Origin of the sequence: Streptomyces sp. NPDC046860 (genome assembly GCF_040645115.1) — a bacterium.
Classification (GTDB): domain Bacteria; phylum Actinomycetota; class Actinomycetes; order Streptomycetales; family Streptomycetaceae; genus Streptomyces.
The window spans coordinates 1-14,841 of sequence record NZ_JBEYXQ010000033.1 but is presented as its reverse complement, the minus strand read 5'-3'; the positions used below and the strand labels follow the sequence as shown (position 1 = coordinate 14,841).

12 protein-coding genes are annotated in these 14,841 nt (G+C 70.0%); 5 read left to right on the top strand and 7 right to left on the bottom strand.

Annotated features, from left to right (window positions below; translation table 11 throughout):
• Positions 1–11: 11 nt before the first annotated feature.
• Together ABZ898_RS29085 and ABZ898_RS29080 are read right to left on the bottom strand one after the other, a co-directional pair.
• Positions 12–1,733 carry a hypothetical protein gene (locus ABZ898_RS29085; RefSeq protein ID WP_361665268.1) on the bottom strand — a complete coding sequence of 574 codons (1,722 nt, stop codon included), beginning with the start codon at positions 1,731–1,733 and terminating at the stop codon, positions 12–14.
• A gap of 2 nt (positions 1,734–1,735) precedes the next feature.
• Entirely contained in the window at positions 1,736–2,185 is a 450-nt protein-coding gene (locus ABZ898_RS29080; RefSeq protein ID WP_361665265.1) for a hypothetical protein, read from the bottom strand.
• Positions 2,186–2,439: 254 nt separating this feature from the next.
• Here ABZ898_RS29080 and ABZ898_RS29075 point away from each other — a divergent pair, with 254 nt between their 5' ends.
• Positions 2,440–3,435 (top strand): hypothetical protein, encoded by a 996-nt coding sequence (locus ABZ898_RS29075; RefSeq protein WP_361665262.1) that lies wholly within the window; start codon positions 2,440–2,442, stop codon positions 3,433–3,435.
• A gap of 65 nt (positions 3,436–3,500) precedes the next feature.
• On the opposite strand, the gene ABZ898_RS29070 is transcribed toward ABZ898_RS29075, so the two are convergent.
• The 3 genes from ABZ898_RS29070 to ABZ898_RS29060 are packed head-to-tail and all read right to left on the bottom strand — an operon-like array spanning position 3,501 to position 5,669.
• Positions 3,501–4,016: a hypothetical protein gene (locus tag ABZ898_RS29070; RefSeq protein ID WP_361665259.1), complete on the bottom strand. Its 516-nt coding sequence runs from the start codon at positions 4,014–4,016 to the stop codon at positions 3,501–3,503.
• Between the two features lie 32 nt (positions 4,017–4,048).
• Positions 4,049–5,338 carry a putative T7SS-secreted protein gene (locus tag ABZ898_RS29065; RefSeq protein WP_361665256.1) on the bottom strand — a complete coding sequence of 430 codons (1,290 nt, stop codon included), beginning with the start codon at positions 5,336–5,338 and terminating at the stop codon, positions 4,049–4,051.
• Positions 5,339–5,363: 25 nt separating this feature from the next.
• Positions 5,364–5,669 (bottom strand): hypothetical protein, encoded by a 306-nt coding sequence (locus tag ABZ898_RS29060; protein ID WP_361665253.1) that lies wholly within the window; start codon positions 5,667–5,669, stop codon positions 5,364–5,366.
• Between the two features lie 290 nt (positions 5,670–5,959).
• Between ABZ898_RS29060 and ABZ898_RS29055 the strand changes: the two genes are divergently transcribed.
• Complete coding sequence (locus tag ABZ898_RS29055; protein WP_361665250.1) at positions 5,960–6,319, top strand: DUF4333 domain-containing protein; 360 nt, start codon at positions 5,960–5,962, stop codon at positions 6,317–6,319.
• A gap of 23 nt (positions 6,320–6,342) precedes the next feature.
• Here ABZ898_RS29055 and mycP read toward each other — a convergent pair whose 3' ends face one another.
• Positions 6,343–7,590, bottom strand: coding sequence for a type VII secretion-associated serine protease mycosin (gene mycP, locus ABZ898_RS29050; RefSeq protein WP_361665247.1), 1,248 nt, complete (start codon positions 7,588–7,590; stop codon positions 6,343–6,345).
• Positions 7,591–7,635: 45 nt separating this feature from the next.
• Positions 7,636–9,159 (bottom strand): type VII secretion protein EccB, encoded by a 1,524-nt coding sequence (eccB, locus tag ABZ898_RS29045; RefSeq protein WP_361665244.1) that lies wholly within the window; start codon positions 9,157–9,159, stop codon positions 7,636–7,638.
• A gap of 375 nt (positions 9,160–9,534) precedes the next feature.
• Between eccB and eccE the strand changes: the two genes are divergently transcribed.
• From eccE to ABZ898_RS29030, 3 genes are all read left to right on the top strand, one after another.
• Positions 9,535–10,722, top strand: a complete 1,188-nt coding sequence (gene eccE / locus ABZ898_RS29040; RefSeq protein WP_361665241.1) for a type VII secretion protein EccE — start codon at positions 9,535–9,537, stop codon at positions 10,720–10,722.
• Positions 10,722–11,486 (top strand): hypothetical protein, encoded by a 765-nt coding sequence (locus ABZ898_RS29035; RefSeq protein ID WP_361665238.1) that lies wholly within the window; start codon positions 10,722–10,724, stop codon positions 11,484–11,486. Before eccE ends, ABZ898_RS29035 begins: the two co-directional genes overlap by 1 nt.
• A 354-nt stretch (positions 11,487–11,840) precedes the next feature.
• A complete protein-coding gene (locus tag ABZ898_RS29030; RefSeq protein WP_361665235.1) occupies positions 11,841–14,708 on the top strand; it encodes an SCO5717 family growth-regulating ATPase in 2,868 nt (955 codons plus the stop codon).
• Positions 14,709–14,841 lie beyond the last annotated feature (133 nt).

Here is a 14,841-nt window from a genome sequence, read left to right as displayed (position 1 = left end):
TCGTTACGTAGTCAGTCGATCACCGGCGGCATGCCACGCCGGTGCTTCTCAGACAGATGTGTCTCATCGTCTTCGACCAGGTAGTCAGGCCGAGGCGTCCCCTGTGTCTCCTCGTCATCGAACTTCTCCCGACCGCTGCCGCACATCAACCCGGCACCTCCCCGCGTCATGCCGTTACGTTCCGCGCTCGCCCTGGAGTTGCGCTCGGTCGGCTTCCCCATGACCCCCTTCGAGGCAGTCGGCGTACCACCCTGAGCCGGACGCCCCGCAACGGAGCGGGAGTTCGTCGTTCCTTCGGAACCGATGACGGTGCCCCGGGGAATCCTGGAGGCGCCATTCGACGAGGGACCACTTGCTGCCCTGGCACGCCCACCGACCACGCCGTTGGACCGGCCGGCTCCACTGCCCTGTCCGCCGTTGGGCCCGAAGGTCGACGATCCGTTAGCTCGCGACGGGCCGCCAGTGGCTCCCCGTCCCATCACCGGCGACTTCGAGCCGGTACCGGTCTCCCGGGAGGTGGACTGCCCCGTGGCCGTCGCACGGCCCATCTGGCTGGAAGGACCCTGTCCCCCACCACGACCGACGCTTGGGTTGATCGAGCCGGACGTGGCGGCCCGCCCCTGAGCGGACGGAGGGGTACGCAGGCCACTGGGCTTGCTTATGCCCCTGCTGGACGCTGCGCGAGGAGTGGGCAGCCTGAACCCGCTGTCGTACACGCTGGACTGACTGCCACTGGTACCTGGTGCACTCGGCGTGGGCGTCGCGGGGCCAGGGCCCGCCCCCGTCGTGGGGGGCGAAAGGGTGGCGGTGCTGTCGATGCTCGTACCGACAGGTTGATCAGGCGCGGGAATCGTCGCTGAGATGCCTCTCGTCGACGTGACAGCGTCGGCAGGAGCATGGGGATGTGCCCCGCTCACCGGCGCTGCATGATGGCCCCCGCCTCCCAAGGCCGTCTCTGCACTCCTGTTCGAGCCCCCGACTGCCCCTGGATCGCTCTCACGGCGCGCGTCTCGTCCCTTGGGCTGCGGCACCCCCACATCCGGCATCGATGTGAACTCCGGCATCTTGTCCTCGGCGGGCAAGGACGCCAGTACCTCTTCGGAGACCGCGTAGTAGGAGGCCAGACGGTTCATCTGGTTGATGGCCTCTTGGCGGTTCTTCTCCACCTTGACGGCGGCTTCGTACCCGTCCTTGTCGGCCGTCTTCTCCGCAGCCGTGAAGTGCTCCGGGCGTTTGCGGCCGGCCTGGGTGTCACGGGCCGGCATGGCGCCGCGGACTGAGGACAGGCCCACCGCGGCGGCCGTGATCTGGTCTCCCGCGGCACCGGCGAAGTCGCTCAGGTGGTGCGTGTTGGTGACGAGCTTGGCCCCCCACGTGCGGAACGCGTCTCCCGACTCACCGACCCAGTGCACCTGGTCGATGTGGCCGTCGAGCTCGTCCGCCGCGGCCTTGACCGCGTCACGCGCGTCCCACAGGGCCTTGCCGGAGGATTCGAGGTCCGCAGGATCGGTCTCCTCGACCAGGTCGATCATCTTGTTGAGGTCGAGATCGCGCTTGTCGAAGTCGGTCCGGCCGGAGACCGCGCGGCCGAAGGGAGTGGCGTCGAACGCCGCCTTGACCAGACCGTCGAGCAATCCGCCTCCCGGGCCGTCCTCGACACCGCGGACCATGTCCGTGGCGGAGTTCTGCTGAGAGACGCGGCCCAGGTCGTCCTTGTGCTGCCTGTCGGTCATCGTCAGTACCTCGCGCCGGTGTTCTGACCGTTGGCGTGCTGCTGGCCGTCCTTCTTGTCCTGGGCCTCGCCGATCTGCGTCTGGATCGCCCAGAACCGCTGCCGCTGCTCCTCTTCGAGGTTGTCGAAGCCGCGGTGCGCGCCTTGGACCGCGATACCCACGGCCTCGATCTGCAGGTGGAGACTCTTGGACAGGGAGGTGAGTTCCGCGTGGACGCGGTGGTACTGCCGGTACAGACCGTGGGCCTCGGGAAAGGCGCTCTCGCCGCCCGATGTGAGAGAGGAAGACTTGATCGTCTGGGCACCGACCTTCGCGGGGGCGCCCGCGGACCCCTCAAGATCACGGAGCACGGCGTCGACCCGCTTCACGAACTTGTCCAGCGCCTCGCCACTGGCCTCCAGGTTCGCTGCCCTGGCGACCGACACGCCCCCCACCATGTCTGCCGGAAGCACGACGTCCCTCCCCGTTTCCCCGTTCACCCCTCGGCCCGTACCAGGTCCCAGGGCTGGCCATCCGCTCACCGTACGATCGCAAAGCGAGCCCGCGCCTCACAACGCGTTTACCACTCTAGTCACCCGGAACAACGGGTCCAACCTCGCTGCATGTCAACTCAGTTCCGGGGCAGAGCCGACCGTCACCCTTTGCCCGCTTTACCGCATGCCCAGTCGCCGACTTGCATGGCTGCCGAGGGGCCAGGTCATCGCAGATGTCCGCATGCGCCGATCACCCGATCGAGGCCGTGCTCAACGGCTCCACTATCACGCTGCTCGCATTTCTCGCCATAGTCACCCAGGCCGCTCGGATCTCCTTCCGGACCTCCACGGTCACGCCTGCATCAGACATTCACTTAAACTTCACAAGCGCTGCACACCAGTCACGTCGTGAGTACCTCGACGACGGCTTCGAGGCGGCCGGCCTCGTGGCCCACGACCGCGTACATGCGTCAACTGTCGGCCGCCATCCGTTTCCGTCATACTCTGGTCCCATGGAGCAATGGGCTGGGGTTCTGGTGAAGGTGCTGCTATTCGCTTTCGTTGCGGGTATGTTCGCCCTGGTTTTCACCGTGTCCGTGCGTGGTCGCAAGAAGGTCGCCCGGATCAGGGACGACTACGCCCAGCTCCCGCGAATCGCGCTGCAGCGAGGGTGGACGTACGAGCCTCGGGTACGCGGACACATCGACCAGTACTGCGGCGCGGGACCACTGCCCGGCCGTGGGCAGAACCTGAGCGCATGGCACTACACCACCGGCGAATTCCGCGGCCGCGCCTTCAAGTACTTCGAGTACCGCTACATCAATCCGATGTCCGGTGCCAACGCCTCGGACCGGAAGCAGCCCATCATCGAGTCGGTCTTCATCGTGGCTGCGCCCGGCTCCGGGCCCTCGGTCGAGATACTTCCCCCGAGCAAGCTGGACGCACTGCTCGACAGGAGGGACCGGACGGAGGTGGGCGTGCCGGAATTCGACCAGAGGTTCCGCGTGGTGACAGATGACGAGGATTTCGTCCGCGGTGTGCTGGGCAGTTCCGTGGTGCCTTTCCTGCTCACGCACCCGGTGGCCGAGAAGTCGCCGTTGCAGATGCGCGGCAGCGACCTGTTCACCTGGTACACCGGGACGTTGTCTCCGCAGGCCGCGGAGGACAGGCTGAACTATCTCTGCGATGTCCTGGACAGGATTCCGACGCAGACATGGACCGTTGCCTGAGCACCTGAGACAACGCCCCTCGTCCCGGTGTCCTTCAGGACCTCGGAACGAGGGGCGTCGTACGTCTATGCCGAGTCCTCCTCGGCCGGGCGCACCGAGCGGAGGAAAGTCTTGAAGTCCTCGATCACGTCGCCGATCTGGGTCGGCTTCGCCGTGAGGACGAATTCGATCACCGCGCGCTTGGCAGGGTTCTTGACGTCCTCCATGCCGAGATACACCTGGCTCTGTAGCAGTTCCAGCGGCTCTCCCCGCAGGGTGGTGTGCAAGCGGAGATCCTGTACGACGGCGGGGGAATCGGTGAGGCCCGGAATGTCAGGCGGGCCGACTTCCTTCTTCTCGACGACCTCCACGGTTCCCGCCTGCCCCAGCCGCTGAACCGACTCCCCCGCGATCTGCCACATGGCGACGGAGTCGTTGCGCATCCGGCCGGCGATGGTGATGTTCGCGGTGAAGCCGTCGTCGACGGAGGCGGGGTGCAGTGCGACGAAGGCGGCGCCGGGGGCTCCCACCGCGTCCGGCGGTGCGGCCTCCCAGCCGTCCGGCAAGGAGAAGGAGATCTTGACCGGCAATGTGGTCGTCATAGGGAGTCCATTTCGTTCGTGCACACCTCGGTCTAGAGCCAGCTACCGACGGTGTGGTCCCAAGCACTGCCGACCGCGTCGGCTGCGTCATCCATCGAGTCGACCACCTTGCCCGGATCGATGGTGACATCGAAGGATGCCTTGCCACCGATACCCACACCGACGCCAAGTTCGCCACCGAGGGTGAACTTACCGTCCTTCATGCCCGCGTCCACATTGGCAGCCGCACCCACACCCGCCCATGCCTCACCGCTGACACCGGCGCCGACACCGGCGACATCGGCGGAAGCGGAACCGGTGGCCTTGGCGCCGGCGAACGCTTCCGCACCGGCGTGCAGTCCGTCCTTGCCGACCCCGACGGTCGCTGAGGCGTCCGCGCCCGCGTACGCCTTCGCCTCGCCCTGGGCGGCTACGACCCCGTACTCCGCGCTGCCCTTTGCGGATGCCTGGGCCAGGTAGGCGCTTCCCGAGACGCCCGCCTGCAACTGTCCGTTGGTGAAGCTGGCTCCGGCGTTCCCGTCCAGGCCGAGGGTGGAAACGGCCGCCGCGCCCTTCATCTTGACGCCGCCGACATTGCCCTCCGCGTCGACGTCAGCGGACCAGGCGTTGGCACTGCCGGTCCACTCGGCTAGTTTGACGGTCAGGTTGGTCTTGCTTCCGGGTACAGCAGGATCCCCCGCCTCGGCGTCGGCGGCCTTGTTCCGGATGAACCAGTTTCCGTCGGCGTCTTTGCCCCACTCCTTCTGGCTGTGCCAGCGACCGCCCTCGCCACCCAGCCACTTCTGCGTCTCCCACTTCCAGCGATTCTGGCTGGTCTTACCGACCCCGTGATCCTTGAACCACTGCCATTCATCCGCCTGTTGTCTGGCTTTGGCGAGCCAGCCAGGGGCGTGAGAGCCACCGCCCGCGAGCTCGCCGAGCTTCTTGGCCAGATGCTCGGCCTCGGGTTTGAGTTGCTTGTTCGCGGCCTTCAGAGTCGCTTCCGCGGCCTCGTGATCGCCGGACTTCCACTGCTCGATCGCCGTCGACGCCTGCTGCTGAGCCCATTTCAGTGTCGAGGAGTAGGAGGTGACCGCCTTGGCCGCATCCGACATCGCGTCGGCGGCGAGGTACCAGTTGGCCTTCTCCTTGGCAAGGACCGGCCAGAACGCCTCACTGGCCTTACCGGTCCAGCCGGGAATCTTGATGTCGCGCAGACCGTCGCCGACCGAGTCGAACTTCTTCGACCAGCCACTGAGAGAGGTGGAGAGACCTGTCAGCTTCTCAGGTTCACCCGGAATGAGCTCTTTAGGGTCGTTCGTCGACCCCAGTTCCGATGCCATGGATTCGAAATTCCCCGCTCAGCTGCTACTTCAGATCCGACTTGACAGAATTCACCGCGTCACGAATGGATTCGTCCGTCTCGGCGAAGTCGCTGTTGGCCGCATTCAGGCCGTCAGCCAGGGTGGCCGCACAGTCGGCGAGGAACTCGGCGCCGAGTTGCCATGTGGCAGAGAAGGTGACCAGCGCCGCGGCTGCGGCATCGTTACCGAAGGAAGATCCCGTTTCGGACATTCCCTCCAAGTCCACCTTCTGGACGTGCTTGAGGCTTTCCAGGATGTCCCCGGCCCCCTTCTTGAGGACCCCTGGCCCGACTCCCAGATCGGCCGTCATTACATCCCCCTTTGCTCAACCCCACCTATGGGCACACCACTTGGCGATCAGCCAGTTCACGCTAGCATCAACCTGAGCGCCCTGGACATCCCGGACCCGCGCCCATCAGCGTTGACTGCCCCTGCCAGGCGAAGTGAAGACTTCGTGGAGTTTCGTCTATGGGCAGCTCTGGACGGCGCCATTGGCGACTTGTGGGCCGGCAGGGAATCCCTTCGTCACGCCGTACGCAAGAGCAGCGCACGTATGCTTTGTGCGTCTCTTGCACTGATCAGCCTTGGATGGAGCCCACGATGTCCATACACCGCGTGTCCAAAGCAGCCTTGACCCTCTCGGCTGTTACCGTCGGCGCGCTGCTCACCGGTTGCTCGGCCTCCGTTCACGCGGGGACGACGAGTGAGGAGCCGAAGATTTCCTCGGGCAAGCTGGCCGACACCGTCGCCGAGCGGCTGGCCGCGCAGACGGGGCAGCCCAAGCCGGATGTCTCCTGCCCCGAGGACCTGGTCGGCAAGGTCGGCACCAAGACCCGCTGTGTGCTCACCGCGAGCGACAAGAGCACCGTCGGGGTGACCGTGACCGTCACCTCGGTCAAGGACGGCCAGATCGGCTTCGGCATCAAGGCCGACGACAAGGTGAGCCCGGCTCCCCAGTAGACGCGGTGACGTGGGTGGTGCTGTCAGGGCGTACGGCCCCCACGCTGGCGCCTCGCGTCCCGCACGGCCTTCGCTCCGCCGCTCAGCGCGGCCACCACGAGCAGGCCGGCGACCAGGGTGTAGGTCGCCATGCGGGTGTTCCGCTCCTCGGTCGTCTCACCGAAGCGCACGGGCGTGACCGACGGCGCCTCTCCCCTGGTGACTCCGTGCTCCGGCCGGGGTGACTGGACGGGGTGCGCCGGGTCCACGTCCGTGAGCGCCTTCACGGGGTCCACCACCCCCCACCCCACGAGCCGGTCGTACCCCGGGATCGAGCGCTCCGCGGACTGTTCGATCTGGGCCACGATCTGCTGGGCCGTCCAGTGGGGGTACTTGGCCTTCAGCAGGGCGGCGACGCCCGCGACGTACGGCGCGGAGAAGCTCGTGCCGTTGTCCGAGCAGTGACCGCCGCCCGGGACCGTCGAGATCATGTCGACACCCGGGGCGGCGACGCCCACGAAGTAGCCCGCCTGGGAAAAGGCCGCCCGTTCGTTGTTGCGATCGGACGCGGCCACCGCCAGAACGCCCGGATACGAGGCGGGGTAGGTCACCTTGACGTTGCCGCCGAGGCCGTCGTTGCCGGCCGAGGCCACGACCACCACGTCGTGGGCCAGGGCGTAGTCGACGGCGGTCTCCAGGGCGGGGCCGCCCGTGACCGCATTGCTCGTGTCCTGGGAGATGTTGATGACATCCGCGCCGGCCCCGACCGCGTAGCGGATCGCCGAGGCCAGCGTGAGCGTCGTGCCGACGCCTTCGGCGTCGTTCTGCTTGATGGGAATGATCGTCGCGTCCGGGGCCAGCCCCACGAAGCCGGTGCCCTTGGCCGGGCGCGCCGCGATGATGCCCGCCACGCGTGTTCCGTGTCCGACCGTGTCGGTGGTGCCCGAGCTGTTACCCCGGTCCACCGCCTCACCCTTGGCGTCCTTGGCGGGCAGCGTGTTCTTGCCCCGGGCCGCGTCTACCGCGCCAGTGAGCTGGGGGTTCTTCACGTCGACGCCAGTGTCGATCACGGCGACGCGCACGCCCTTGCCCGTGGACTGCGCCCAGAGCGCGTCGAGGTTCACGCGCTGGAGCGACCACGGCCGCTCCGCGTACTTCTTCGACGGAAACGTGCACTGCCCGTCGTCGGCGTGGGCGAGGGGAGCCGGGAGGACGACCGTGGCCGCCACGGTGAGCAGCACTCCGGCGAGGGCCGCCTGCGTCCGGACGGCGGATGACGCGGCGCGGGTCATGTGGTTCCTGGCCTTCAATATCGGTCCGTTCTCCTACGCCCGCGCTCACGAGCCCTGGGGCTGGCGTGCCGCCGCCTCCGACAGGCGCGGGCCCGTCGGCAGGAACGTCGACCACTCCACGGGGATGGGCGCGAGCTTGACGTCCTCGTAACCGAGGCGCTTCTGGGCGATCTTCGCCTCGTTCATCTGCTCCTTGCGCTGCTCGGCGGAGGTTCCGATGCCCTGGTCGTCGGTGGTGCTGTCGCTGTTGGACTGGAGGGCGTAGCGCAGGCCGGTGTCGGTGACGAGGAAGGCTCCGCCGACCTCGGTCTCGGTGCCCTGATACTGCCGGTAGAGCTGCCCGGAGCCGGGGGTCACGTATCCGCTGGAGGAGCCGGTGGGCAACTGCACGGGGAAGTCGTTCCCTGCCATGGTCGAGAGGGTGGTCCTGCCGTCGCCGTCGACCGAACGCAGCACGTTGCAGAGGGTGCTGCGGCCGCTGGTGGCGCTCGAGCCGTCGTTCACCGTCTTCGGCTTGTACGCGGGCCAGTTCCGGTCGCTGTCGAACGTGCTGCTGTCGGCCACCGCGCCGGGGCTCACCTGCTGTGCCTCGCCCGCCTGGCCGACGCGCACGAGTTCGCCGCTGTTGAGCAGGAGCGTGGCGGTGAACTCGGAGATGCGGGCGACCTTCCCCGGCAATACGACGTAGTACTGCATCGCCCGGCCGTCGTACGCCTTGATGACCTCGCCGACCTTGTCGTACTGCTCGAGCAGGTCGGAGGCGTTGGCCTTCGCGCCCGGTGTGCCGGGGATCTTGGGAACGGCGATCGGGTCACCCTTGTGGAAGGTGGCCAGCCACTCCTGGGAGACGCGCTGCGGCGCCCGTCCATGCGTGTCGAGCGCCTTGAGCAGCTCGGCGTCGCCCGGGTCGGCGATCTGGTAAGCGGTGCCGCCGGCGTCGACGATGTACGACGTCTCGCCGTCCGGGCCGACGACGTACATTAGGTCGCCACGCGCCAGCCGCTCGGCTCCCTCGGTCCTGGCCCACTCCTTCTTGGCGAGGACGAACGCAGCCTTCTGGATGGCTCGTCCCCCCTGACCAGGCCGCTCGCAGACCAGCCAGCGCTTGGCGGCTTCGGCGTCGCCCGGGGAGGGCAGTCTGTCGGGAGCGTAGGGAATGCCGATGGTGGCGCCGTGGGGAGGCTTGCCGCTGTCGAGGACCTTCTCGTCCACGGTGATGACGTCGCCCTTGTCGGGGTCCAGAAGGAGCTTGGCCGAGGCCATGTTGAGGACCGGATGGAGCTGCTTCTGGCTGCCGGTCTTGAGGACCACGTACCGGGTCGTCGAATCACTCGCGACGATGACGTGCTCCTCCGCGGTGTCCCACCCCTTGGGTGCCGTCGGACTGAACAACCCGACGGCACCGAACACCGCCAGGATCACCACGCCGACCACGAGCCCGGGCACCAACGCGCCCATCGGCTTGGGCGCTTCCTCCTCGGAACCGGAGGGGGACGGACGCAGGAAGGACGCGAGGGTGCGACGCTTCGCGAAGGTGTAGGCGTTGAGTTGATCCCGCTGTGATGCCATCTGTGTCCGCTCTCTCCCCGTTGCGGAGCCATGGGGGACCTATAAGATCCGGCCCCCCGACCTCGTTGCCTTCGGTGTCCCGGCTGTCAGACTCCGCCCCTACTATGCCTGTTGCGTGGACCTGCTCGTGGCACGGGTAGGGTGCTCTGGGCTTGAGGACACCGGAGCGCATGGTTTTCGGGAAGGTTCGGGGGTTTTGAAGTGATGGCTTCCGCAACGCGCGGCCGGTCGCGATCGCAATCGAGGTCACGATCTGATGAGGCCGGCGGTCCGGGTGGCCGGGAGACTCCCTCGCCCCGGCGGGACACCACCGCCCGTCATGGGGTCTTCACCCCGTACCAGCGGTCGGGTTCGGGGCGCGGCGGTTCGTTCGCGGTGCGACGGCTGGTGCTGCTGGAGATCGCGGGTGCGCTCATCGTCTGCGGCTGGCTCCTGGGTACGGTCGCGCTCATCGTCGCCGCAGTGCTCGCCACGGTCGCGGTACTGCTGGCCGTCGTTCGGCGCAGGGGACGTTCGCTGCCGGAGTGGCTGGGCAGCGTGCTGGCTCTGCGAGCACGCACCCGACGCGGCGCGAACACGCCGGTGCCACCGGGGACCGACTCCTCTCTCGCCCCCGCCGTGGAGTGCGCGCAGGCCCTGCGCACCTACAGCTACAGCCGTGGTGATGACCGCGACCAGCGGCCGATCGGCATGGTGGGCGACGGCGGGTTCCTCACCGCCCTGCTCCAGGTGGAGTCGGACTCGGACTCACTGCGCGCCGAGCACAGCGGCGCGTCTCTGCCCGTCGCCCTGCTGCGCGACGTCCTCGACGTCGACGGCATCGTGCTGGAGTCCGCCCAGGTCGTCGTGCACACCCAGCCCGCGCCCGCCCTCCACCTCCCCCAGCAGTCGGTGGTCGTGACGAACTACGCGCCGTTGCAGGCTCAGACGGGTTCACCCGCGGTACGCATCACCTGGATCGCTCTGAAGCTCGACCCGGAGCTGTGCCCGGAGGCGGTCGCCGCACGCGGGGGCGGGCTGCTGGGCGCGCAAAAGTGCCTGACGCGTTCGGCCCAGCACCTGTCGAGTCGGCTGACGGGTGCCGGGCTCCGCGCGACCGTGCTCACCGAGGAGGAGTTGACGGCCGCCATCGCCACCTCCGCGTGTGCCAACCCGATCGTGACAGCCCAGGCGGCTCAGGCCGGCCGGGACGAGGCGCCCGTGCGCCGTACCGAGGAGTCGAGCCGCAGTTGGCGCTGCGACAACCGTCGGCACACCTCCTATTGGGTGCGCCGGTGGCCTCAACTCGACGAGCGTGACGGCTCGCTGGCCCGACTGGTGGCCCGACTGACGGCGGTGCCCGCTCTGGCGACGACCTTCAGCCTCACCCTCGCCAAGGGCTCCCAGCAGGACGTGAGCATCACGGGGCATTTTCGGATCACTGGGCGCAGCAAGCAGGAACTGACCGACGCGCGGCGCGACGTGGAGCGGATCGCCCGCACCGCGCGGGTCGGCCTCGCCCGTCTGGACCGGGAACAACTGGCCGGGGTCCTGGCCACTCTGCCGCTCGGGGGTGCTCGCTGATGACCGATCCGAACACGTACGGCACGCTGGACGACACCGCCTCCGCGCCCGGGTTCGGCGCGAGGTTGCGCACCGGCTTCGGCCTGCTGGGCCCCCGCCATCCGCGTCACGCCCTGCCGGTGGAGTACGCGGACACCCTGGCCCTGCCCATCGGCGACGACGGCGTGGTCGCCGGGGTGGACACCGAGGGCCGCCCGGCGGTCCTGGGCGTCAACCGCCCCACCCCGTACGACGTGGTGCTGATCGGCGGTCTGTGGACGGCCCAGGTGCTGGCGCTGCGCACGGCGGCGACGGGTGCGCGGGTCGCGGTGGAGACCGGGCGGCCGCAGTCGTGGATGCAGATGGTGCATGCCATGGGCGGCGGTCAGAACGGGCTCTCGGTCTACGAGGTGGGCCGGGTGCCTCCGCAGGGCGCGTCCGCGGGCACGCCGGTGCTGGTGGTGCGGGACTGCGGCATGCGTCCGCCGCGCGGCCGGGTGGCGGCTGGCCCCTGGCAGTCGGTGGTGACGCTGCTGCCGTATCTCAGTCCGGTCGCGCCCCGGCTGCTGCGGCAGGCGCGGCTCACCGGCATCCAGCGGGTCTCGCCGGACGAGGCGGCCGAACTGGGGCGCACGATGGGGCTGTCGCGGACCGAGGTCGAGTCGTTGCCGGCGCTGCCCGACGGGGTGACCCTGTGGTGCACCGACCGGGACCGGCAGTACGTGCTGACGCAGCCCACCGACGCCGAGATCGGTTTGCTGGGCAACCCGCGCCGGATGGACTGAACCGACCTTTCCCGCCCGCTTTGTTCGCTTTTTGCTCGTTCACCGTACGGTGTGGATTTGCCACTTGTCCGCCATTGTTCCGGGATCGGCGTGAGAGGGTGGGCGGCCGGACCTGGCGTCCACGGGCGGGCCCGCGCGTGAACGAGCCGGTTCCGAGGGGTGGCCGGGCCTGCCGGGGCGGGGCTCGTGGTGATTAGGCTGGGTGCGGGCGCGATGCCAGAACCTGTGGACGGGTGCCGTCCCCGGGGGAGGACCGGTGGACCGGGCTGTCCCGGACGGCTTCGGACGACTCGGTTGGGTCGACCAGGTCGCCCCGGCACGCGATGAAAGTGCTCGACCACACCAGGAGGAACTGTGAGCAGCGATCGGGACGGTATGCGCGGGGGCTGGGCCACACCCGACGACGACCAGCCCGACGCGGAGTCGGCGGTCGAGAACACGGGCGAGTTCACCATCGACTACGCGCCGCCCGCCTGGTACACCCAGAACGCGTCGCCGTCTGGCGCCCCTTCGGGTCCTACGGCTCCGGTGGCTCCGGTGGCTCCGACCGCCATGACGGGTGCGGGTCAGGGCGCCCCGGGTACGCCGGGTGGTGAGCCGGGGCCCGCTCCGGTTCCGCCGTTCCCCTCGGCTCCGCCCATGCCCAACGCCCCGTTCACGCAGCCCGCCCCGGCGGCACCGGCCACTCCCCCGGCCGCTGGTCCGGTCCCGCAGCTTCCCACGGGCTACGAGGCGCAGCGGCCCGAGGACGCTCCGGCGCCCTCCGCACCGGCGCCCGCGACGCCCGCACCCGCGGCTCCTGGACCTGCGGCTCCGGCGCCCGCGACGCCTGCACCTGCGCCTGCCGCTCAGGCGCCCGCCGCGCCGGAGCCCGAGCCGGAGAACGGGGATCTGGAGAGCGGCGCGACCATGCGGTTCTCCGCCGCCGCGCTGAAGCGGGAGATCGCGGAGCGCGAGGCGGAGGCCACGGCGGACACCGCCAAGGCCGCCGAGGGCACCCCGAGCGCCGACGCGACCGAGGAGCCCGAGGCCGGGCCGGCCGCCGCTGCGGCCGAGACCGACGCCGACGCGGCCACCGCCGAAGCCGAGGCGGAGCCTTCCGGGAGCGCCGCCGACGAGGACGAACAGGGCGCCGAGGAGACCTCCCAGGCGCAGGAGGCGGACGCCGAGGGCGAGGTCGGCGCGGAGGCACCGGCCGCCGAGACACCGGCGACGGACGCCCCGACCGCCGAGGCGGCGGAGGAGACGGCGGTCGCCGAACCGTCGGCCACGGACGAGTCCGCCGCGCCCGCCCCGGCCGAAGCTCCCCCCTCCTGGACTCCCCCGCCCGCGCCGCAGCAGGGCGTTCCCCCTCTGCCGCCGTCGTACCAGCCCGCCGCGCCCGCCCCGGCGGCGCAGTGGCCCGCGCAGGCCGGTCCCATGCCGCAGCAGCCCGCGCCGGCGCAGGACGGTCCGTCCGCGCCCCCGCAGCAGCCTCCGCTGCCGCCGCAGCCGGCCCCCGCCGCCTGGGGCCAGCCCGGCGTGCCCCCGCAGGCCACGGGCCCCAACCCGCCCGCTCCCGCGCCGGGTTACGGCTTCCCGCCCCAGCAGAACGCCCCGCAGCCCCCGCCGGCGGCCCCCGCGCACGCGCCGGGCTACGGGTTCCCGAACCCCGCCCAGCCCCACCCGCCCGTCCAGCAGCCCGGCTACGGCTTCCCGCAACAGCAAACGGACTCCTCGCAGCCCCCGGCGCAGCCCAACTCCGCAGCGCAGCCGCCCTCCTACGGCTTCCCCCAGCAACAGGGCACCCCCGGACAGCCCCCGTCGGGCCCCGCCCCCACACCCGGCTACGGCTTCCCGCAACAGCAGACCGACTCCCCGCAGCCGCCCAACCCCCCGGCTCCGCCCGCCGGTTACGGCTTCCCGCAGGGGCCGGAAGGGCAGGCGCCCGATCCGCGGAGCGGTGCCGCGTGGCCTCAGCCGGTGCGGCACGACCAGCGGCAGCCGACGCATCCGGGCGCGGCCCCGCTCGGTTACACGGCGGCCGTGGAGCTGTCCTCCGACCGTCTGCTCAACAACAAGCGGCAGAAGACCCGCAGCGGACGCCCCGCGGCGGCCGCGTCCCGGTTCAAGCTGGGCGGCAAGAAGGAGGAGGCGGAGCGGCAGCGCAAGCTGGAGCTGATCCGCACCCCGGTGCTGTCCTGCTACCGGATAGCGGTGATCAGCCTCAAGGGCGGCGTCGGCAAGACGACCACGACCACCGCGCTGGGTTCCACCCTGGCCTCCGAGCGGCAGGACAAGATCCTCGCCATCGACGCCAACCCGGACGCGGGCACGCTCGGCCGCCGGGTGCGCCGTGAGACCGGCGCGACCATCCGCGACCTGGTGCAGGCGATCCCGCACCTGAACTCGTACATGGACATCCGGCGGTTCACCTCACAGGCGCCCTCCGGGCTGGAGATCATCGCCAACGACGTGGACCCGGCCGTCTCGACCACGTTCAACGACGAGGACTACCGGCGCGCGATCGACGTGCTCGGCAGGCAGTACCCGGTCATCCTGACCGACTCGGGCACCGGCCTGCTGTACAGCGCGATGCGCGGGGTGCTGGACCTCGCCGACCAGCTCATCATCATCTCGACGCCCTCGGTGGACGGCGCGAGCAGCGCGAGCACCACGCTGGACTGGCTGTCCGCGCACGGCTACGCCGATCTGGTCTCCCGCTCGATCACGGTCATCTCCGGGGTCCGCGAGACCGGCAAGATGATCAAGGTCGACGACATCGTGGCGCACTTCGAGACGCGCTGCCGGGGTGTGGTCGTGGTGCCCTTCGACGAGCATCTGGCGGCCGGTGCAGAGGTGAACCTCGACATGATGCGGCCGAAGGTGCGGGAGTCCTACTTCACGCTCGCGGCCATGGTGGCGGAGGACTTCGTACGGCATCAGCAGGCGCACGGTCTGTGGACGAGGGACGGCAACCCGCCGCCGGTCGCGGCGCCGCCGATGCCGGGGCAGCAGATGCCGGGCCAGCCCATGCCTGGCCAGCCGTACCCCTACCCCCAGCAGCCCGGCCAGCCGTTCGTACCGGGCCAGCAGTCCTACCCGCCCCAGCCGGGCGGCCAGCCGTACCCGCAGCAGCCGCAGCAGGGTCAGCCCTACCCGCAGCAGCCCGGTCAGCCGCAGTACCCGCCCTACCCGGGTCCGCCGCAGGCGCAGCCCCCGCAGGCTCCCCCGCAGCAGTAGCCGGAGACGGCGAAGGGGGGGGGGGGGGCCCCCCCCCCCCCCCCCCGGGGGGGGGGGGGGGGGGGGGGGGCGGCGGGGGCCCCCCCCCCCCCCCCCCCCCCCCCGACCGCGCCCGACGGGACCGCCGGGCCGC

Excerpts from the sequence above, each read along its gene's own strand:
- ABZ898_RS29085 (WP_361665268.1), bottom strand. The coding sequence starts at position 1,733 with ATGACCGACAGGCAGCACAAGGACGACCTGGGCCGCGTCTCTCAGCAG.
- ABZ898_RS29075 (WP_361665262.1), top strand. The coding sequence starts at position 2,440 with ATGTCCGCATGCGCCGATCACCCGATCGAGGCCGTGCTCAACGGCTCC.
- ABZ898_RS29070 (WP_361665259.1), bottom strand. The coding sequence starts at position 4,016 with ATGACGACCACATTGCCGGTCAAGATCTCCTTCTCCTTGCCGGACGGC.
- ABZ898_RS29065 (WP_361665256.1), bottom strand. The coding sequence starts at position 5,338 with ATGGCATCGGAACTGGGGTCGACGAACGACCCTAAAGAGCTCATTCCG.
- ABZ898_RS29060 (WP_361665253.1), bottom strand. The coding sequence starts at position 5,669 with ATGACGGCCGATCTGGGAGTCGGGCCAGGGGTCCTCAAGAAGGGGGCC.
- ABZ898_RS29055 (WP_361665250.1), top strand. The coding sequence starts at position 5,960 with ATGTCCATACACCGCGTGTCCAAAGCAGCCTTGACCCTCTCGGCTGTT.
- mycP (WP_361665247.1), bottom strand. The coding sequence starts at position 7,590 with ATGACCCGCGCCGCGTCATCCGCCGTCCGGACGCAGGCGGCCCTCGCC.
- eccB (WP_361665244.1), bottom strand. The coding sequence starts at position 9,159 with ATGGCATCACAGCGGGATCAACTCAACGCCTACACCTTCGCGAAGCGT.
- ABZ898_RS29035 (WP_361665238.1), top strand. The coding sequence starts at position 10,722 with ATGACCGATCCGAACACGTACGGCACGCTGGACGACACCGCCTCCGCG.